This is a genomic window from Micromonospora sp. WMMD723 (assembly GCF_049863385.1).
GTDB lineage: Bacteria > Actinomycetota > Actinomycetes > Mycobacteriales > Micromonosporaceae > Micromonospora > Micromonospora wenchangensis.
In genome coordinates this window covers 4,891,554-4,911,837 of sequence record NZ_JBMKNR010000001.1, presented here as the reverse complement: position 1 = coordinate 4,911,837, position 20,284 = coordinate 4,891,554, and the positions used below count along the sequence as shown (strand labels likewise).

The following is a 20,284-nucleotide window of genomic DNA, read 5'->3' as shown; positions in this document are numbered from 1 at the left end:
CAGGGACCGGGCCTCGACCTCGGCGAGCCGCTGGCGGGTGTGCTGGAGCTGGGTGGCGGTCTCGCGGAGGAAGTGGCGGAGTCGCTCGGAGTTGGTCACGGACCCTCCTCGGCTGGTGACGGTCGGCCGGCTCACGAGATCCCGAAGTTCTCCTGGAGGTAGGAGAACATCTCGTCGTCGCTGGCGGTGTCGGACAGCGATCCGCCCGCCGCCGCGCCGGCCGTCCAGTTCGCTGTCAGTTCGGACAGCCGGGCGGTCACCCGGGCCCGGGCCTCGGCGGTGAAGGCGGTGGTGTGCAGGTCGGTCTCCAGCCGGTCGAGGTCGGCGAAGATCGCGTGCGACGGTGGAGGTTCGTTCTCGGGCAGCAGGGTGTGGAGTATCTGTCGTGCCAGCAGCTGCGGGGTCGGGTGGTCGAACACCACGGTGGTCGCCAGTCGCAGGCCGGTGGCGGCGTTGAGCCGGTTGCGCAGTTCGACGGCCAGCAGGGAGTCGAAGCCCAGTTCCCGGAACGGCCTGTCGATGTCGATCGCCTGCGGCCGGGTGTGGCGCAGCACCCCGGCGGCGCGTTCCCGCACCAGCTCGGCCAGCAGGTGTTCCTGGTGCGCCGGTTCGTGGGCCGCGAGCCGTTCCCGTAGTCGGGCCGCGTGGTCCACGCCGCCGTCGCGGTCGTCGTCGGCTTCGACGAAGTTCTCCACGAACGTGCTCGGGCGCAGTGAGGTGTAGGCGGAGATGAACAGCGACCAGTCCAGGTCGGCCACGACCACGGTGGTGTCGCCGCCGGCGACGGCCCGGCCCATCGCGGTGATCGCCGGCTGCGGGGCCATGGCGCGGACCCCGACGAGGTCGAACAGGTCGCGTAGCTCGTCGGGGGTCGCGGTCAGTCCGGTCTCGGTCCAGCCGCCCCAGGCGATGGCCGTCGCGGTCCGGCCGCCGGCACGACGGCGGCAGGCCAGGGCGTCGAGGTGGGCGTTGGCGGCGCTGTAGGCGGCGTGTCCGGCGCCGCCGAGCACGCCGGACAGCGACGTCATCAGCACGAACGCGTCCAGGTCCGCGTCGGCGAGCAGGGAGTCGAGGTGTTCGGCGCCGCGTACCTTGCCGGCGACCACCTCGGCGAACTGGGCCGTGGTGAGGTCGGTGGTGAGGGTGTGGCCGCCGCTGACGCCGGCCGCGTGGACGACGGCGCGCAGCGGGAGGTCGTCCGGGACGCGGCTGAGGGCAGCGGCGAGGGCCGTCCGGTCGGCGGTGTCGCACGCCTCGAAGGCCACGGTGACGCCGCAGGCGCGCAGGTCCCCGGCGAGGCTGTCGGCTCCCGGCGCGGTGGCACCCCGGCGGCTGAGCAGGACGAGGTGCCGGGCACCGTTGCGGGCGGCCCATCGGGCGATCCGGGAGCCCAGGGCGCCGGTGCCGCCGGTCACCAGGACGGTGTCCCTCGGTTGCCACCGGAGACCGTCGGGGCCGGGTGCCGGTGCCCGTACCAGACGGCGGGCCAGCACCCGGGAGTCGTCCACCGCGACCTGGTCCTCGCCGGTGCGACCGGACAGCACGGTGGGGAGGTGGGCCAGGGCGGCTGCCTGCGGCAGTGGGGGCAGGTCGGCCAGGCCGGCCAGCAGGCGCGGGTGTTCCTGGGCCACGGCGAGGCCGAGACCCCACAGTTGGGCCTGTGCGGGGTCGGGTGTGCCGGTGGTCGCCGTGGTCGCACCCCAGGTGAGGCACCACAGTTTCGCCGCCAGCGTCACCTGGGTGAGCGCCTGGACCAGGGCCAGGGTCAGGGCGACGCCGCCGGGGACGTCGGGCTGGTCCGGGTCGGTGTGCCGGGTCAGGGCCAGCAGCGACACCACGCCGACCACGGCCGGGGCGTCGCGCACCCCGTCGCGCAGCCGTTCGGCCACCCGCCCGCCGCTCGCGTCCTGCGGCGACAGCGTGACCGTGCGCAGGTACGCGCCGCTGTCCCGGAGCCGGGCGAGGACCCCCCGCAGGCGGTCGTCCCGGTCGTGGTCCGCCGGCTGGACCACCACCCAGGTCCCGAGCAGGCCGGCCGGCGGCTGTGGTGGCAGCGGTGTCCACGAGACGTGGTAGCGCCAGGAGTCGGCGAGCGTGGTCTCGGTCGACTGCTGACGCCAGCGGGCGATCGCCGGCAGCGCCGCCCGCAGGGTGGTGTCGTCCGGTACGCCGATGAGGTGGGAGAGCCCGGCCGGGTCGGTGCGTTCCACGGCGTCCCAGAACCGTTGGTCCGCGACGCTGGTGCGGGTGGCCGGGGTGCCGGGTCGGCGGTCGTCGGCGCCGTCGGCCTCGGGGAGCCAGTAGCGGTCGCGCTGGAAGGCGTAGGTCGGCAGGTCGACGACGGTCGCGCCGGTGAACGCCGCCCGCCAGTCGACGTCGACGCCGCGGGTGTACGCGTCGGCGACGGTGGCCAGGAACTGGCGTCGGTCGCCGCGGCCGCGCCGCAGGGTGCCGATGACCGTGGCGTCGGTGCCTGACTCGTCGATCAGGTCCTGGACGCCCATGGTGAGCACGGGTTGGGGGCTGACCTCCACGAAGAGGCTGTGCCCGGCGTCGAGCAGGGCCCGTACCGTGGCGTCGAGGGCCACCGGCTCGCGCAGGTTGCGGTACCAGTAGGTGGCGTCGAGGCCGCGGGTGTCGAGGTGGGTGCCGGTGACGGTGGAGTAGAAGGGGACGTCCGACGGTCGCGGGGTGAGGCCCGTCAGTTCCGACTCGATCTCGTCGCGGATCTGCTCCACCTGGCCGGAGTGTGCCGCGAAGTCGACGCCTTCGATGCGCCAGCGCAGCATGCCACGGGCCGACAGTTCGCGTTCCAGGGCGGTGAGGGCGGCGTCGTCACCGGAGACGGTGACGGCGGCCGGTCCGTTGACGGCGGCGATCCACAGCCGGTCCTGCCAGGGTGTCAGGAGTTCCCTGACGTCGGCGACCGGGGCGAGCGTCGAGAGCATCGCGCCGGCGCCGCGTAGCCGTCGCAGGGCCCTGCTGCGCAGGGCGACGATCTTCGCGGCGTCGGCGAGGGAGAGTGCGCCGGCGACGTACGCGGCGGCGATCTCGCCCTGGGAGTGTCCGGCCACCGCGGCGGGGCGGACGCCGTAGGACGCCCACAGTTCGGCCAGCGCCACCATCGTGGCGAACAGGACCGGCTGGACGACGTCGACCCGGTCCAGGGTCGGCGCGCCGGGCACTCCCCGGACGACGTCGAGCACCGGCCAGTCGAGCCAGGTGGCGAGGGCCTGCGCGCACTCGGTCATGGTGCGGGCGAAGACGGGTTCGGTGTCCAGCAGGTCGCGTGCCATGCCGTCCCAGTGGGTGCCCTGGCCGGAGAAGAGCAGCACCGGTTGCCGGGCGGTGTCGGTGCGGCGTCCGGTGACGGTGGCCGGGTCGGGCCGGTCCGCGGCGAGTGCTTCGAGGTTGTCGAGGAGGGTGGTGCGGTCGGTTCCGGTCACGACGGCGGTGTGTTCCAGGGTGCTGCGGGTCGTGGCCAGCGAGTAGCCGACGTCGGCGGCGTCGAGGTCGTGTTCGTCGACATGGGCGCGCAGGCGTCGGGCCTGGGCGCGCAGCGCCTCCGGGGTGCGGGCGGACAGCACCCACGGCAGCAGCACGGCCGGTGCGGGTCGGGGGTCGGTGGTGGTGGCGGGTGCCTGTTCGAGGACGACGTGGGCGTTGGTGCCGCTCATGCCGAAGGACGACACGGCGGCGCGGCGGGGGCGGTCGACGGTCGGCCAGGGTCGCTGTCGGGTGGTCAGGCGTACGGTGCCGGTGGACCAGTCGACCCGGGTGCTGGGCTGTCGGGCGTGCAGGGTGGCCGGGAGGACGCCGTGCCGCAGCGCCAGTACCATTTTGATCACTCCGGCGATGCCGGCCGCGGCCTGGGCGTGGCCCAGGTTGGACTTGACGGAGCCGAGCCACAGCGGTTGTCCGGCCGGGCGGTTGCGGCCGTAGGTGGCCAGCAGCGCCTGCGCCTCGATCGTGTCACCGAGCCGGGTGCCGGAGCCGTGTCCCTCGACCGCGTCCACGTCGCCGCCGGTCAGCCCGGCGGCGGTCAGCGCGGCCTCGATCACCTGCTGCTGTGCGGTGCCGTTGGGCGCGGTCAGGCCGTTGGAGGCACCGTCGGAGTTGACGGATGAGCCGCGCAGCACGGCCAGGACGGGGTGGCCGTGCCGGTGCGCGTCGGACAGCCGTTCCACCAGCAGCACACCGATCCCCTCGCCCCAGCCGGTGCCGTCGGCGGCGTCGGCGTACGACTTGCACCGGCCGTCCGGGGCGAGTCCGCCGTGTTGGGCGAAGGCGACGAAGCTGGCCGGGGTGGCCATGACGGCCGCGCCCGCGACCAAGGCGAGGTCGCACTCGCCGCTGCGCAGGCAGTGGGCGGCCAGGTGCAGGGCGACCAGTGAGGACGAGCAGGCGGTGTCGACCGTCAGGGAGGGCCCGCGCAGGCCGTAGGTGTAGGAGAGCCGGCCGGAGCCGACGCTGCCGGACACTCCGGTGAGCAGGTGCCCTTCGAGCCCGGCCGGGGGTGGGACGGCGGTGAAGGCGTAGTCGGTGTTGCCCATGCCGACGACGACGCCGGTGCGGCTGCCGCGCAGGGACCGGGGGTCGAGGCCGGCCCGTTCGAAGGCTTCCCAGCTGGTTTCCAGCAGCAGCCGGTGCTGCGGGTCCATCGCCAGGGCTTCGCGTGGGGCGATGCCGAAGAAGCCGGCGTCGAAGTCGGCGGCGTCGGTGAGGAAGCCGCCGTTGCGTACGGGCGGGGGGCCGGCGGCTTCGGTGCCGTCGTGGGCGACGGTGGACGGTGGTGGCCAGCCACGGTCGTCGGGGAAGCCGGTGATGGCGTCCGTGCCGGCGGTCAGCAGCTCCCAGAGGTCCTCGGGTGAGCGCACGCCTCCGGGGAAGCGGCAACTCATCCCGATGATGGCGATCGGCTCCCGCTGGCGTTCCTCCTCCGCGCGGAGCCGATGGGTGGTCCTGTCCAGCTCAGCGGTAACTCGTTTGAGGTAATCCAGCAGTTCGTCGTCGCTCACCAAGATCGAGGCTCCTCAATTGTCAGAACGCCTGATCTATGTACCCGAGTCGGACCACGTGGATCTTCCGTAATCTGACTCGCGTGACGCAGGCCACAGGACACGACGCCGGCCTCCGTTCGACCACTCCCTGTTCAACCCACCTTCGCGCGGGACACGGGTCGTACAGGAGGTCGAGCGGATTCCATTTCCGGGATTTCCCGGCAATCGCGCGAGACACGATTTCCGCCACCCACTAAATGGACGGATGAGTCATCTGACCTATGTCCGGAGATTTGTCGGATGCTAGCCTCGCTCGCGGTGGAGCCGGACGACGGAAACCGGTAGGCCGGGTCCCGGAGTCCGCCACGTCGGCAGCGGACCCGCATCGGGGCTGCGCGCCGCCGGACGTCCGCTCGGGGCGAGGATCGTCGAGGGTCGGGGGCACACGCATGGGAGTCGGGTCCGACAGCCGGCCGGTCGCCGTGGTGGGCGCCGGGGTGATGGGAACGGGCATCGCCACGACCGTGCTCGGCAGTGGACGACCGGTGGTGCTGGTCGACAACGACCCGGCGGCGCTCGACCGGGCCACCCACACGATTCCCCTCCAGCTGCGCCACGCCCGGCTGATGAACGCGGCACCGGCCGACGGGCGACCCGGCCGGCTGGTGACGGCCACCTCCGTACGGGAGCTGGGTGGGGTCTCGGCCGTGATCGAGGCGGTCAGCGAACACCTCACCGTCAAGACCGCGATCCTCGTCGAGGTGGCCGGGGCCGTCGGCACGGACGTCCCGCTCGTCACCAACACCTCGGGCATCCCGATCGACGAGTTGGCCGGGGCCCTGCCCCGACCGCACCAACTGGTCGGCACGCACTTCATGAACCCCGCGTACCTGATCGACCTGGTCGAGGTGATCCGAGGGCCGCGTACCGGCGAGGCGACCGTGGCCGCGCTCATGGCCCTGCTGGCGGGCCTGCGCCGACGCGCCGTGCAGGTGCGCGACTCGCCGGGTTTCGTCACCAGCCGGCTGCTGCACCCGATGCTCAACGACGCGGCCCGCCTCGTGGGGGACGGCATCGCCACGGCCGACGAGGTCGACGCCCTCATGCAGGGCTGCCTCGGGCACCGGACCGGCCCGCTGCGCACCGCCGACCTCATCGGTCTGGACAACCTGGTGGACTCGCTGGCGGCGCTGTACGAACGCACGGGCGAGCAGCGGTACCGGCCCTGCGAACAGTTGACGGCGAAGGTGCGCGACGGCCATCTCGGCCGCAAGTCGGGCCGCGGTTTCTACGACTACACGGAGGTACTGTCGTGACGGTGGAGCAGAGCGCGGAGATCCTCGACCCCGAGGAGACGTTGCGGTCGTACCTCACCGACCGGCTCAAGACCTCCGTCGAGGTCGGCCAGGACCTGTTCGACAGCGGGCTGGTCAACTCGCTGTTCGCGATGGAGCTGGTGGTCCACCTCGAACAGACCTTCCAGATCGCCGTGCTGGGTGCGGACCTGCGGTTGGACAACTTCCGCTCGGTGCGGTCGATGGCGGCCCTGGTGCGGCGGCTGCGTGACGACCATGGCCGGTGAACGCCGTACCACCGCCACCGCCCGCGACCTGACCAGCACGCTCATCGGCGACCGGGCCGGCGGCTGGGACCTCGCCGGTGAACTGCCCGTCGCGGTGTTACGGGAGCTGGGCCGGCAGGGTGTGCTGTGCGCCCAGGTGCCGGCGGAGTTCGGCGGGCTCGGTCTGAGCAGCGCGGACAACGGTGAGCTGACCGCACACACCGGCGGCCTGTGCAGCTCGGTGCGTAGCGTGCAGACCTCCCAGGGCATGGCGGCCTGGAGCATCGGCCGGTTCGGGGACGCCGACCAGCGGCGGCACTACCTGCCCCGGCTCACCGGCGGGCAGCTCGCTGCGGTGGCGTTCAGCGAAGCCGACGCCGGCAGCGATCTGGGCGCGATGACCACCCGCATCGAGGTCGTCGACGGTGAGGCAGTGGTCACCGGGGAGAAGGTGTGGACCACGGCGGCCACCTACGCCGACCTCATCCTCGTCGTCGGCCGGTTCGGGTCGGGGGCGGCCGTCGCGGTCGTCCCCCGCGACCGTCCGGGGGTCCGGCTGACCCGGGTCCCGCATCCGTCGGGGTGCCGCGCGGCGGGTCACGCCGACGTCCGTCTCGACGCCGTCCGCCTTCCCGCCTCCGCGATCCTCGGCGGCGGTGGGCACGACCTGTCCATGCTGGTGACCGCGATGCTGCTCTACGGGCGGATGTCCGTCGCCTGGGGGTGCGTGGGCATCCTGCGCGAGTGTCTGCGGGTGTCGGCCACCCACGTGCGTGCCCGCGCCCAGTTCGGCACCGAGCTGGCCCGCCACCAGCTCGTGTCCCGGCACCTCGCCGAACTCCTCGTCGCCGAGCAGGTGGCCAGCCGTGCCTGCGAGCACGCCAGCAGGTGCTGGGACGACGGTGATCCGGGGCTGGTCGCCGCCGTGGTGCTGGCCAAGCAGGTCAGTTCGCGCAACGCGGCGCGGGGCGCGGCGACGGCCGTGCAGTTGCTGGCCTCCCGGGCCGCCCACGACGGGAGCCCGGTGGCCCGGGCCTACCGGGACGCCAAGCTGATGGAGATCATCGAGGGCACCACCGAGATCTGTCAGCTCATCCTCGCCGACCACGCGCTGGCCACGGCGGGGAGGGCCGATGCCTGACCAGCCGGTGAAGTGTCTCGTCTGGGACCTGGACAACACGCTCTGGCGGGGCACCCTGCTGGAGGGCGACGACCTCCGGCTGCCCGACGAGGTACGTGAGGTGATCACCATCCTGGACGCGCGGGGCATCCTGCAGTCGGTCGCCAGCAAGAACGACCACGCCCTCGCGTGGCGGCAACTGGAACGGTGGGACGTCGCGGAGTACTTCCTCCTGCCGGAGATCGGGTGGGGTCCCAAGTCCGAGTCGGTGCGCCGGATCGCCGACGGTCTGCGGTTCGCGTACTCCGCTGTGGCCTTCGTCGACGACCAGCCCACCGAACGCGCCGAGGTCGCGTTCCACCTGCCCGACGTGCGCTGCTACACCCACGAGGAGGTGCCCGGACTGCCGCGCCGGCCGGAGTTCACCCCGGCGGTGGTCACCGAGGACGCCCGGCAGCGACGCCGCATGTACCAGGCGAACGTCCGACGTACCGCCGTGCAACGCGACTTCGCGGGGCCGGACCAGGAGTTCCTCCGCTCGCTGGACCTCCAGATGTGGATCGACCGGGCGACCGACCGGGATCTCGCCCGGGTCGAGGAGCTGACCCGGCGGACCAGCCAGATGAACGCGACGGGCGTGCACTACTCCGATGCGGCGCTGCGGCGGCTGCTCGACGATGCCGGCCACGAGGTCCTGGTGACCACCATGGCCGACCGGTTCGGTCCGCACGGGGCCGTCGGGGTCGTGCTGCTGGCGCGTCAGGAGGGTGTCTGGCAGGTGAAGCTGCTGGCCACGTCGTGTCGGGTGGTGCAGTTCGGGGCGGGGGCGGTGATCCTGAACTGGCTCGTGGACCGGGCCTTCGCGGCCGGCGTCCACCTGGTGGCCGACTTCCGCCCGACGGAGCGCAACCGGATGATGGAGATCGCCTACCGGTTCGCCGGTTTCACCTCCGATCCCTGTGCCTGCACGGCCGGGTGTGACCGTCCGGACGAGCCCGACACCCAGCATCTGCATCTCGTGCCGACCCCCCGGGACGCCCCCGGCACGATTCGGGTCACCGCCACCGACCTGTTCCCGGCGCGCTGAACCCGCCGGGGTGTGGACCGCCGCCCGGGGCCGGGCCGACAGATCCGATCGACTGTGAACACTGGAGGCCGTAGGTGACACCGACAGCAGACGACAACGCCACCCGGGTCGCGGAGATGTACGACGGTTTCGTCGGGGCGCAGATGCCGGCGAACCTGCACTTCGGCTACTGGTCGGACGACGAGGACCAGGTCGACCTGATCGCCGCGTCCGAACGGCTCACCGCCCGGCTGATCGAGCGGCTGACGCCCGCCTCGGGTCAGCGCATCCTCGATCTGGGGTGCGGGGTGGGTGGTCCGGCGCTCGACCTGGCCCGCTCGTACGACGTGGAGGTCGTCGGCATCACGGTCAGCGACGGTCAGGTGGCGGAGGCCACGGCGCGGGCGCAGCGGGGTGGGTTGGCCGACCGGGTGCGTTTCGAGCTCGCCGATGCGATGGAGCTGCCGTTTGACGACGCGTCGTTCGACGGTGCGTGGTTCTTCGAGTCGCTGTTGCACATGCCGGACAAGCAGCGGGCGTTGTCCGAGGCGGCCCGGGTGCTCAGGCCGGGCTCGCGGCTGGCCCTGGCCGACTGCTTCCGCCGGCCCGGTTACGACGAGCCGTCGGAGGTCGTCAACCTCATCGACATCGACGACTACGCACCGCTGCTGCGGGAGGCGGGGTTCACGGTGCTCGACCTCCGGGACGTCACGGAGCACGCGGTCTTCCCTCCCCCGGCGCAGGAGCAGCTTCGGGAGTACATCCGTCTGCATCCTGACATCGCGCGGCTGTACGGCACGAGCATCACCAACTGGCTGTTCCGGGACGAGGAGGGTGCGCACGAGCGTGGCCCGGGTGGCTTTCCGGGGTACGTCCTGATCACGGCACAGCGTCGGTGACGTTCCGCAGTAGCGGTGACCGTAGATAATGTAACGATGACCCGTCGTAACAGGAGGATCGCCGGGTGGACGGCCGGGGTGGTCTGCTCGCTGGGCCTGGTCGGCCTCGGCGTGGCGTTCGCCCGCATGGGCGTGACGGAGGCCGACAAGTGGGCCAGCACGCTCGGGATCTTCGCCACCGTGCTGGGGCTGGCGCTGACCGCCTACACCGCGGCAGCGACCCGCAGGTCCGCGTCGCACGGCGGGCCGGTCGACCGGCTCGACAACACGATCCGGGGCGGCCAGTTCGCCCAGTCGGTCGTCCAGGCCCGTGACCTGACCGTCGGCGGCCCGTCCTCCCCCGCACCCCCGGAGGCCGTCGCCGGTGCGGTGACCAACACGATCACGACCGGCACGTTCCACGGTCCGGTCGTCCAGGCCCGTGACATCGTCCGGCAGCCGCACGATCCGCCGGTCCGCGACGACGGGACCGACCCGTCCCGGGGCTTGTGACGTGAAGGGCGACGGCTTCGGGCGACGGCTCTTCGGCCGGCGGACGGAGGGGACGACCTCGAACACGATCACCGGCGGAGTGTTCCTCAACGCGGTGATCCAGGGGCACGCCATCACCGTGACCCTGCCTCCGCAGGTCACTCCCGCCGGGTTACCCCGGGCCTCGACGTCCTTCACCGGCCGGGAGACCGAGGTCGAGTCGCTGCTCAAGGAGTTGGCACCCGGTGGGGGCACCGGGGCGGGACCGGTGTCGGCGGTGGCCGGACTGGCCGGGGTCGGCAAGACCGAACTGGTCGTGCAGGCCGCCACCCGGGCACGACGACGGCCGGGCTGGTTCCCCGGTGGAGTGCTGTTCGTGGACATGTTCGGCTACGACCCGCTGCGGCGGCTGTCGCCCGACGCGGCACTGCTCGGCCTGTTGCAGGCGCTGGGCCTGCCCGGTGAGTACATCCCCGCAGGCGAGCAGGACCGCAGCGCGCTGTTCCGTAGCGTGCTGGCCGCCTACGCCGCACAGGACCGGCGGCTGCTTCTGGTGATCGACAATGCGGCCAGCGCCGCCCAGGTGACGCCGCTGCTGCCGAGCGACGACAGCACCGCCACATTGATCACCTCCCGCCACACCCTGGCGGTCGGGGCCCGGCTGCACGACTTGGGGGTGCTGGACGTCGAGACGTCCGTGCGGCTCCTGGCCGACCAGTTGGAACAGCTGCGCGGCCCGGCCGACAGCAGAGGGCACGACGAGCCGCAGGCCGCCGCCGAGATCGCCGGACTGTGCGCGGGCCTGCCGCTTGCGCTGCACATCGCCGCCGGTCTGCTGGCCGACCCCGGCACCCGTACGCTGGCCTCCCTCTCGGAGGCGTTGCGTGCCGCGCACACCCGGCTGGACCGGCTGAGCCGGGAGGACCGTGCGGTGCGTGCCGCGTTCGACCTGTCCTACCGGCAGCTGAGCCCCCTCCAGGCCCGCCTGTTCCGGCTGCTGCCGGTCAATCCCGGCCCGGAGGTCGGCACGGAGGCCGCCGCCTGTCTGGTCGACACCGATGCGCACCGGGCCGAAACGCTCCTGACGGATCTGGCCCGCGCCCACCTCGTCGAGGCCGGCCCCCGTTGGGGACGATGGCGGATGCACGACCTGGTCCGGCTCTACGCGCAGGAGCAGGCGGCCGACGTCGATGCTCCGGACGCCGCCCGTGCCAGGCTGTTCACCTACTACGTTGCGGCCACCGCCGCCGCCAGTGCCCATCTGCAGCCTCCGTCGATCGCCGCCGCGCTCACCGCGAGTTCCGTCCCACGGGAGGCGCTGGCCCGGATCGAGACCACCTACGGGGCGGCCGGGCAGATGCAACCGCCCCCGGTCGTGGCCACCTTCTCCACCCGGGAGCAGGCGCTGGCCTGGTTGGAGACCGAACGGCCCAACCTGGTCGCCGTCTGTACGACCGCGGGCGTGCACGGGCACCGCACGGCCAGCATCGGGCTGGCCTCCCTCCTGCACATATTCCTGTCGTTCCGTCGGTACCTGTCCGAGCTGATCACCGTCACCGACAGCTTCCGGGCCATCTGCCGGCAGGCCGGGGACCGGCACGGCGAGGGCATGGCACTGAACAACCTCGGCATGGCCCTCAACGAGGCGGGCCGGTCCGACGAGGCCGTCACCGCCCACACCCGGGCGGTCGAGCTCATCATCGGGCAGACCGGTGAACGGCACGACGAAGGCATGGTGCTGAACAACCTCGGCCTGGCCCTGCGGGCGGTGGGGCGGTTCGACGAGGCGATAGACGCCCACACCCGGGCGTTGGACATCTACCGTGAGATCGACGCCCGGCACAGCGAGGGCCTGGCGCTGAACAACCTCGGCCAGGTGCTGCGGGCGGTGGGGCGCTTCGACGAGGCGATAAGCGCCCACACCCGGGCCGCCGAGATCTGCCGCGAGACCGGGGACCGGCAGGGTGCGGGCATCACCTGGAACAACCTCGCCGCGGACCTGCAGGAGGTGGGCCAGCACGAGCGGGCCGTCACCGTGCACACCTGGGCCATCGACGTCTTCAGCGAGCTCGACGACCGGTACCACGAGGCCGAGGCCCAGCACTATCTGGGCTCGGCGCTGCAGATGGTCCAGCGGTTCGACGAGGCCGTGGCCGCCCACACCCGGGCCGTCGAACTCTTCGGGGAGACCGGTGACCGGCGCAACGAGGGCTTGGCGTTGACCGGCCTCGGCCTGACCCTGCGCCGTGCTGGACGGTGTGCCGAGGCGGCAACCGCCCACACGCGGGCGGCGCAGGCATACCGCGACACCGGCGACCGCGGCGGTGAGGGCGCGGCGCTGAGCAACCTCGGTGTGACCCTGCAGGACGCGGAACGGTTCGCCGACGCCACCGCCGCCTACGAACAGGCGGTGCAGGCGTACCGGGAGGCCGGTGACCGGCAGGGCGAGGGCGTCGCCACGAACAACCTCGGCAACAACCTGCGGGCAGCGCAGCGGTCGGCGGACGCCGTCGTCGCCCATCGACGGGCCGCCGACATCTTCCGGGCGGTCGACGACCGGCACCGCGAGGGCAAGGCTCTGCTCGCCCTCTGCCTGGCCCTGCTCGACACGGGGCAGGTCGAGGAGGTGCGACGCCACTACGAACGGGCGATCGAAGCGTTCGCCGGTGTCGACGAACACGAGAGCGCCGCGTTGGTGCAGCGGTGGCTCGTCAGTCTTCACCCGGGGGCGATCCCGCCCGGGAGCATTCCGCCGGAGTTCCACCAGGCGGCGTTCGTCGTGCTGATGAGGCTCGCGTTCGCCGAGGCCAGATCCGGTAGGCAGTCGTTGTGGGGCGGTTCCGGAGCTGTCCGGGACCCGTCGGACGGCAGCTCGGCGCCGTAGCTCCGCCGGGTCGGTGATGCCCTACCGGGACCGATCGACCACTCGCCGCCACCTGATCCGCGCCGCGCGACGACCGGAAGGGCTCGTCGTTCACCGTCCGAGGGGGCGGTAGCGCAGGTGTACGACGCCGTTTCCGAATCGGCGCTCCTCGAGAAGCTCAAGCTCGGCACGCATGCCGGGCGGCAGCCCTGGTTTACCCCCGCCGACGACGATGGGCAGGATGAACAGCTCGCACTCGTCGAGCAGTCCGGCCTTGAACGCCTGTGCCGCGAGGTTGGCACCTCCGACCATCAGGTCGCTGCTGGCGGTGGCCTTCAGTTCGCGGACGGCAGCGGGCTCGAAACGGCGTTCGATCCGGGTGTCGGCAGTGGAGACTCCGGTGAGGGTGGTGGAGTAGACGATCTTGCTCGCTCCCTGCCAGACGCTGGCGAAGTCGGCCATGAGGTCCGACTTCTCCGCCAGAGCGGGGTCGGTCTCCCAGACGGCCATCGCCTCGTACAGGCACCGCCCGTAGAGGAACGTGCCCACAGGCCGCAGGCATTCGGTGTGGAACGCGAACACCTCGTCGTCGATGGGCAACCAGGCGAAGGTGCCGCGTTCGTCCTCGATGTAACCGTCGAGCGAAACGTTGTTCATGTAGATCAGCTTTGCCATACCCCTACCTCTCGGTGGTCAGCTGCACATGCACCAGGTTGGCGTCCAGCTTGGTGAACGCCTGACGCCAGCCCTCCCCGCTCGGCCGCGCCAGCTGTTCGGGGAGCCACTGGCGGATCTCCAGTCGCGTCCGTCCGTCCGGGTCGTCGTGGAACTCGATGCGCAGTCTCGTCTCGAACGGCTCGATGCCCTCCCGCAGCCGCCCACTGACGCGCATGACACCGTCGATCAACTCGCCGTCGACGACGTCGGTGAGGTCGATGTGGACGTGCACGCGAATGCCGGGGTCAGCGGCGTTGACCTCGGTCCACCGTTGGAATCCGCCGGGGCGCACGTCGAACTCGATCTCGTCGCGCGGCAGCGAGTTCCCGAGCGGGCCCCACCATGCCGCCAGGTGTTCGGGATCGGTGAAGGCCCGGTAGACGAGTTTCCGCGGCGCGTCGAACAGACGCGAGATCGCCAGCTGCGGCGTCGTCGGTCTCATTCCCTCTCCTGATGGTCGTCCGCCGCCGGCTCAGCGGCCTGCATCGCGGCGAGATGGACGTCGAGGCGGGTGAGGGACGAGTCCCACGAACGCCGGTAGCGCTCGATCCAGTCGGCCGCCTCGCGCAGCGGGCCAGCCTCAAGGTGGCTCGCGCGCCACTTGCCCGACCGCGACCGCGAGATGAGCGCGGCGCGCTCAAGCACCTTCAGGTGCCGGGACACCGCCGGCATCGAGATCGACAGCGGAGCGGTGAGCTCGGTGACCGTCGCGTCGCGTGCGGCCAACGTGGCGATGATCGCCCGTCGGGTGGGATCGGCGAGCGCCGAGAACACCACGCTGAGCTGATCGGCGGCTACCATCGAGAACCCTCTCACTTAACCAACTTGTTAAACGTATAGTGCTGCAATCGGCACTGTCAACGAAGGGGTCGACCACCGCCATGCGCCGACTGTCCGATGTCGCCCAGCAGACCGGGGGCAGCGAGGCCACGGTGCGCGGGTGCTCGACGACCGTCCCGACGTGGTGACGAAGACCCGCCAGGCCGCTCTCACCGCTCTCGAATCGCCGGTGTCGCACACAGCCCGGATGGCACCAGGTGCCATCCGGGCTGTTCAGCGCCAGAGGGGGTCGACGTGCGGGGGCGGTGCCGCATCGGGGACGTCGAGGAGAGCGCGGGGGCTGAATACCAGATCCTCCGCCTGCGCGGAGGTTCCCGAATCGAACGGAATAGCAGGAAGCACCCGCATGGCCTCGACGGTCACAGCTTACCCGGGGATCAACTCGTTGAGTCGGCCCAGGGTGAACGCCTCCGATCCGTCCGGCAGGTTCTCCGGTGCCTCGATGCCGACGAAGGTGACCGGCTCGTCCGGCAGCCGACCGTCCCACGTCGTCACCTCGGCCCGCGTGCGCCACCGGTCGACGAGGTAGGACACGGTGAGGTACCGCCGCTCCATCAGTGCCCGTACCCGGTCGGCCGTGGTGAAGGTGTTCTCCTCCACCCGGTTGAACGACGGCCGTCCCGGCAGGTACAGGTGCAGCCACACCGCCTGCCAGCCGCCCTCGTTCCTGGCGAACACCAACGGCAGCGCCACCCGGCCCTGACCACGCAGCTCCGACCGGGCCCGCACCGTCCGGGCGTCGAACGGCGCGCCACCCTGGTCCCGCGCCCGGGTCTGGTACCCGAACATCGACTCGGCGACCTCGTCGAACGACTCGCCCGCATAGATGTTGACCTGCGGAACGACGTACCGTCCGCCGACGGTCAGCGGGACGTCGATGAACTCGGTCGCGCCGTTGCGCGCGTCGGTGAGGTCGCCGGAGTGCACCACGCCGTCGTGCCGGTAGTTCGTCCAGGACACCTGACCGGAACTGTGGAAGTCGTCGTCGAGCAGCAGCAGCGACAGGTCGTAGTCGGTGCGACGGCTGGTCTGCCGCCAGTACGTGAACAAGCGCAGCAGCTCACCGGAGACCGACGCCCGTGAGCCCCTGGGCAGGACCGCGAAGCCGCCCTCGGCCGCCTTGCCGGACAGCGGCAGGGCGACGTCGAGCACCTGCGGATCCACCAGCAGCGGCCGGTGCCACTGCGGCAGCCGGGCGGTGATCTCGGCGTCGAGCAGCGCGGACAGCTCGGCCACCAGCCCGGCCGGCAGCGGCGGCCGCTCGTCGGGGCCGACCCAGGCGGTGCGGGAGCGGCTCGCATACATCCGGGCCGAGGCGGGGGTCAGCCGGTTGTCGACGTGCTCCCGCAGCGAGAGCAGCACCCGGCCCGATGCCGAACCGAGCGCGCCGGTGACCGCGTCGACGACCGTGCCCCGCTCCGATGCCGAAGCCAGCCGCAGCAGCCGGTCGGCAGAGCGCAGGAGCAGGCCCGGCGCAGCCGACAGCACCGATGCGGCCGGACCGACGGCACCGGCGCGGATCGCCGTCTCGGCCCGGCCGGCGAGGTTGGGCACCCGCCGCTCGCCACGCGCGACAGTGAACACCGCCTGCGCGTGCGGCCACTGGTCGTACTCGTGCGGGTGCAGCCGTTCCCCGAGCCGCTTCCAGCGCTCCGCGTAGCGTGCGACGTCACCCAGCTTGTCCGGGTGTGCGGCGACGACCTCGTTCAGCGCGGCCAGCAGCATCCGCCGCTCCGGGCGGCGGAAGGCACGGAACCGCGTGGGTGCCGCCAGCGAGACGTCCCCGCCGGAGACCTGGCAGGCCAGACGCAGCACGTCGGTCGTCGTGTCCACGCCGACCAGCGGCCGACCGAGGACGAGCCGGATCCCGTTGAGGACGGCCCGGTTCTCCCGTACCGGGATCTCGGCCGGCTGCGCGCCGTCGGCGCAGGCCACCGCCAGCTCGCCGAGGATCGCGAGGTCGGCCTCACCGTGCGGCGTCGGGCTGCCGGCCAGGGCCAGGTAGAGCCGTGCCGTCTCCACCTCGACGGTGTCACCGAGATGCAGCAGGGTCACCCGGTCACCGGCCGTGGTGACCAGCGTGTCGTGCGCGGCCAGCAGCTCCGCGTAGGTGTGCTGGTAGGTGCCGTAGGCCGGCAGGTCGAGCAGGTTCACCGCGCCCGAGAGGGCGGCGTCCCGCAGCTGCGCGTCGGTCGCCGTGCCGCCGCCGGTGAGCACGGCCGCCCGCAGCCGGTCGACCCAGAACTCGATGGTGTCCGGCACGTCGTGCGGGAAACCGATGAAGTAGGCGTTGTGCTGGACGTGGTCGCCGGCCAGCTCGCGTACCGCCGAGACGACCGTGGCGGCGAGATCCATCGCCGGCCCGGGGGCCAGGCCGCCGAGGTGCTCCAGCAGGGCCCGCGAGGCCGAGAACCCGACGCCGAGCAGCGCCGCGTCCAGCTGCCGGGCCACCGACGTGCCGTCACCGGGCCCGGCCGTGCTCGCCGGTACGCGCAGGGTCTTCTGGATGATCAGCTTCTCGATCACGTGCTCCTCCGTTCCGGTCGGCTCTGGCGGGTGGTGACGCCCGGTGGCGCAGTGGGTCGCCGGGGACTCGAACCCCGAACCTTCCGATCCAACAAGGAGAAGGAAGCGCACCCATCGCCGCACGAGCGGAGGGCGGACGCGCTACTCAGTCGGATGCTCTAGCCAGTTGAGCTAACGACCCAGATGTCGATCATGCATGAGTCGGGTCGACACGGCCACCGGGATTCGGGTGACCGCCCCGGGGCCGGCCGGCACGTGCCGCGTCCACCCCGGCTACAGACCGGCGCGACGCAGGGTGGGGCGGGACAGGAACGCGGCGGTGGCGGTGACCGCGATCGCCGCGTGGACCAGCAGGGCCGTGGCGAGGCCGAGATGCGCGAACAGGACGCCGATCAGCAGGTTACCCAGGGGAATCGCGGCGAACGCCACCAGCGCCAGCACCGCCAGCACCCTGCCCCGGTACTCCGGTTCACACCAGGTCTGCAGCAGCGACGTCCCCAGGCTCGCGGTCACGCCGAGCAGGGCGCCGAGCGCGACGAAGATCGCCACCACCGGGCCGAGGGAGGCCGCCGCCGCCAGTGCCGCGAGCAGCGCGGCCTGGGCCACGAGCGCCACCCCGAACACCGTGCCGGCGCTGCGGCGGGCGGGTACCGCGATCAGGGTGAGGGCTCCGGCCGCGGAGCCGACGGCGAATCCGGTGAGGAGCAGTCCGGCGCCGCCCTCGTCGAGGCCGCGCGCACGGGCGAACAGGGCCAGTCCGACGTTGAGCACTCCGGCGCAGCTCAGCTCGTTGAGAAAGAGCACCAGCAGCAGCCAGCGCAGCTGGGCGTGGCGCCAGGCGTACCGTAGGCCCGCCCGGACGCCGGCCGTGCCCGGACCGCGCGGGCGGTCGCCGGTGGCGGGCTGCTCCCGAGGCGTCGCGTACGGGCGGGTGACGGCGACGGCGACCATCGAGCAGACGTACGACACGGCGTTGAGGAGCGCGACCAGCAGTCCTCCGCCGAGCGCGAGTGCGTACGCGCCGACCGGTCCTCCCGCGGCCTGCCCGCCCCGCAGCGCCAGGGAGTAGAGGGCGTTGCCGCGGACGAGGTCGTCCCTGGCCAGGAGTTGGGGTCTCAGTGCGGCCGAGGCGGGGACGAAGAACGCGCCGGTGACCGACATCGCCCCGGCCGCCAGCAGCAGCACCCACCAGGGGCCCCCGACGAGCAGGGTGACGGCGGCGGCGATCATGACCACGGCGGAGGCACCGTCACTGAGAATGATCACCTTCCGGCGGCTGTGTCGGTCGGCGACCGCGCCTCCGTAGAGCAGCACCGCCAGCCGGGGCAGGGTGGCCAGTGCCAACAGCAGCCCGGCCAGCCCCGGACTGACGGTGGTGGCCAACGTCCAGGACAGTGCGATGTACCAGGCGGCGTTGCCCAGCGAGGACAGGCCGGTCCCGGTGACGAAGGCGAGATAGTTGCCACCGAAGACACGGCCGGAATGTGGTGGTACCGGACCGTCAGGTCCAGCGGACACCGCGCTTGTCGATTCCATCGGCTCCCCCGTCGGCACGCTGTGCGAGCCACCTCCGTGTGTCGTCCTGATGCCCTGGTTCCCGGACGGCGAACCGTGTTCCCGCCCGGCTTTCCGGGTCCCCCTGCGACAGCGCGGCGCGGGCGCTGCTAGCAGGCCGTGTCGCGCTCCGGCAGGTGCCCGTGCACCAGGTATGCGGTGACCGGGCCCGTCAGGCAGGTGTCGGCCGGGCCGTTGAGCAGCGGCGCGTGGGTCCGCCTGTCCACGGTGACCAGCCGGGAGCCGGTGATGGCCCGGGCGGTCGCGATCGAGTTGGCGGGTGGCACCGAGGCGTCGCGGAGTGCGGCGACGACGAGCGCCGCCGGTGCCCGGTTGCCGGCGAGCGGCGGCGTGTTGTCCCGGCTGACCGGCCAGAAGGCGCAGGGGTTGAGGTTGGCGATCGACGGGCCGAAGACGGGATAGCGGGTGCCGAGGCGGGCCAGGTCGTGGCGGTAGGTCGCCGGGTCGCGCGGCCACGCGTCGTCGCCGCAGCGGAACGCCGTGTTGACCGCGGTGTGGTTGTCCGCCGGCACACCCGGGGTGCCGGGCAGCGGAGCCGGTCGCGGGTCGAGCGGGATCGGCGGTGGGCGGTGGGCGAGGATGGCGGCGAGGTCGGTCGCGACCACCGGCCACAGGTGCTCGAAGTACGTCGCGATGACGGTCAGGGAGCCCAGTTCGCCGGCGGTCCAGGCGTGGTCTCCGGCCACGATCGGCTCGGTCGCCGCCCCGGCGAAGGCCCGGCTGAGGGTTGCCGCGACCTCGGTCGGCGTCGCGCCGAGTCCGAACGTCGCGCTGTTGTCGGCGAGGTATCCGGTGAAGGCGGCGTAGTTGTCCTCGAAGGCCGGGATCCGTGCCAGCTCGTAGGGACGCCAGGCGAGGTCGTAGTTGACCGGGCTGTCCAGCACGAACCGGTCCGCCCGGTGCGGGAACAGGGTGCCGTACGCGACGCCGAGCAGCGCCGCGTACGAACCCCCGAGGAAGGACAGTTTCCGCTCGCCGAGGGCGGTACGGATGGTGTCCATGTCGCGGGCGGCCTGTGCGGTCGTGGCGAACGGCAGCGCCCATCCGGCGTGCCGGGCACAGGCGCGGGCGTACGCGCGGGCCTGCGCGGCGGTGTCCGCCAGGGACTGGTACGTCGCGGTGCGCACCCAGTAGCCGCCCGGTTCCTCCTCCGGCTGGCCGCAGGTGATCGGGGTGCTGCGTTCGACGAAGCGCATGTCGAACCCGACGATGTCGTAGCGGGCGAGCACCGCGGGATCGACGACGGCGGCGAGGTTCAGCGGCTCGGGGACGCCGGCACCGCCCGGCCCGCCACCGGTGGTGACCAGTACGCCGCGGCGCAGCGCCGGGTCGGTCGCGGGGAGCCGGGAGATCGTGATGTCGATCGTCGGGCCGGCCGGCCGCGCGTGGTCGAGCGGCACCTGGACGGTGGCGCAGCGCAGGCGGCTGTCGTCGACACCGGGGCAGGAACGCCAGGCGAGGGTCGCCCCGCTGGCCGGTGCGGCCGGGGCGACGGCCACGGTGAGGAAGGCGACCACGACAGCGGCCATCGCGCGCATACACGTCCCCCGACAGTAGATCTGCACATGTCTATGTCGGACACGTTAGGGCGGGTGGTCCCCGCGTCGCAACGTGGCTTTCCGACACCGCGCAGATCCTCGGCACGG

13 protein-coding genes, 1 tRNA gene and 1 pseudogene are annotated in these 20,284 nt (G+C 72.2%); 7 read left to right on the top strand and 8 right to left on the bottom strand.

Going from position 1 to position 20,284, the window contains the following annotated elements:
- Window positions 1-131 precede the first annotated feature (131 nt).
- Window positions 132-5,006, bottom strand: a pseudogene (locus tag ACN261_RS21440) (type I polyketide synthase); the annotation flags it as partial.
- Between the two features lie 443 nt (window positions 5,007-5,449).
- Between ACN261_RS21440 and ACN261_RS21435 the strand changes: the two are divergent.
- The 7 genes from ACN261_RS21435 (at window position 5,450) to ACN261_RS21405 (ending at window position 13,001) form a co-directional block, all read left to right on the top strand.
- Entirely contained in the window at window positions 5,450-6,316 is an 867-nt protein-coding gene (locus ACN261_RS21435; RefSeq protein WP_421481447.1) for a 3-hydroxyacyl-CoA dehydrogenase family protein, read from the top strand.
- Window positions 6,313-6,582, top strand: coding sequence for an acyl carrier protein (locus ACN261_RS21430; RefSeq protein ID WP_421481446.1), 270 nt, complete (start codon window positions 6,313-6,315; stop codon window positions 6,580-6,582). Before ACN261_RS21435 ends, ACN261_RS21430 begins: the two co-directional genes overlap by 4 nt.
- Entirely contained in the window at window positions 6,572-7,702 is a 1,131-nt protein-coding gene (locus ACN261_RS21425) for an acyl-CoA dehydrogenase family protein (protein WP_421481445.1), read from the top strand. Before ACN261_RS21430 ends, ACN261_RS21425 begins: the two co-directional genes overlap by 11 nt.
- A complete protein-coding gene (locus tag ACN261_RS21420) occupies window positions 7,695-8,768 on the top strand; it encodes an HAD-IIIC family phosphatase (RefSeq protein ID WP_421481444.1) in 1,074 nt (357 codons plus the stop codon). The genes ACN261_RS21425 and ACN261_RS21420 overlap by 8 nt, the downstream gene beginning before the upstream one ends.
- A gap of 74 nt (window positions 8,769-8,842) precedes the next feature.
- Window positions 8,843-9,646, top strand: a complete 804-nt coding sequence (locus tag ACN261_RS21415; RefSeq protein ID WP_421481443.1) for an SAM-dependent methyltransferase — start codon at window positions 8,843-8,845, stop codon at window positions 9,644-9,646.
- Between the two features lie 36 nt (window positions 9,647-9,682).
- Entirely contained in the window at window positions 9,683-10,138 is a 456-nt protein-coding gene (locus tag ACN261_RS21410; protein WP_425851789.1) for a hypothetical protein, read from the top strand.
- Between the two features lies 1 nt (window position 10,139).
- Window positions 10,140-13,001 (top strand): tetratricopeptide repeat protein, encoded by a 2,862-nt coding sequence (locus ACN261_RS21405; protein WP_425851787.1) that lies wholly within the window; start codon window positions 10,140-10,142, stop codon window positions 12,999-13,001.
- 90 nt (window positions 13,002-13,091) lie between these two features.
- On the opposite strand, the gene ACN261_RS21400 is transcribed toward ACN261_RS21405, so the two are convergent.
- The 7 genes from ACN261_RS21400 to ACN261_RS21370 form a co-directional block, all read right to left on the bottom strand.
- Window positions 13,092-13,655 (bottom strand): dihydrofolate reductase family protein, encoded by a 564-nt coding sequence (locus ACN261_RS21400; RefSeq protein ID WP_421481440.1) that lies wholly within the window; start codon window positions 13,653-13,655, stop codon window positions 13,092-13,094.
- A 4-nt stretch (window positions 13,656-13,659) separates the two neighbouring features.
- The gene (locus ACN261_RS21395; protein WP_421481439.1) at window positions 13,660-14,139 is read right to left on the bottom strand and encodes an SRPBCC family protein; all 480 of its coding nucleotides are present in this window, start codon (window positions 14,137-14,139) and stop codon (window positions 13,660-13,662) included.
- Complete coding sequence (locus ACN261_RS21390) at window positions 14,136-14,498, bottom strand: ArsR/SmtB family transcription factor (protein ID WP_421481438.1); 363 nt, start codon at window positions 14,496-14,498, stop codon at window positions 14,136-14,138. Before ACN261_RS21390 ends, ACN261_RS21395 begins: the two co-directional genes overlap by 4 nt.
- A 405-nt stretch (window positions 14,499-14,903) precedes the next feature.
- Window positions 14,904-17,063, bottom strand: coding sequence for a hypothetical protein (locus ACN261_RS21385; protein ID WP_421481437.1), 2,160 nt, complete (start codon window positions 17,061-17,063; stop codon window positions 14,904-14,906).
- Between the two features lie 52 nt (window positions 17,064-17,115).
- A tRNA-OTHER gene (locus ACN261_RS21380) sits at window positions 17,116-17,244 on the bottom strand.
- Between the two features lie 92 nt (window positions 17,245-17,336).
- Window positions 17,337-18,581: an MFS transporter gene (locus tag ACN261_RS21375; RefSeq protein ID WP_421481436.1), complete on the bottom strand. Its 1,245-nt coding sequence runs from the start codon at window positions 18,579-18,581 to the stop codon at window positions 17,337-17,339.
- 146 nt (window positions 18,582-18,727) lie between these two features.
- Entirely contained in the window at window positions 18,728-20,167 is a 1,440-nt protein-coding gene (locus ACN261_RS21370) for an alpha/beta fold hydrolase (RefSeq protein ID WP_421481435.1), read from the bottom strand.
- Between the last annotated feature and the right edge of the window lie 117 nt (window positions 20,168-20,284).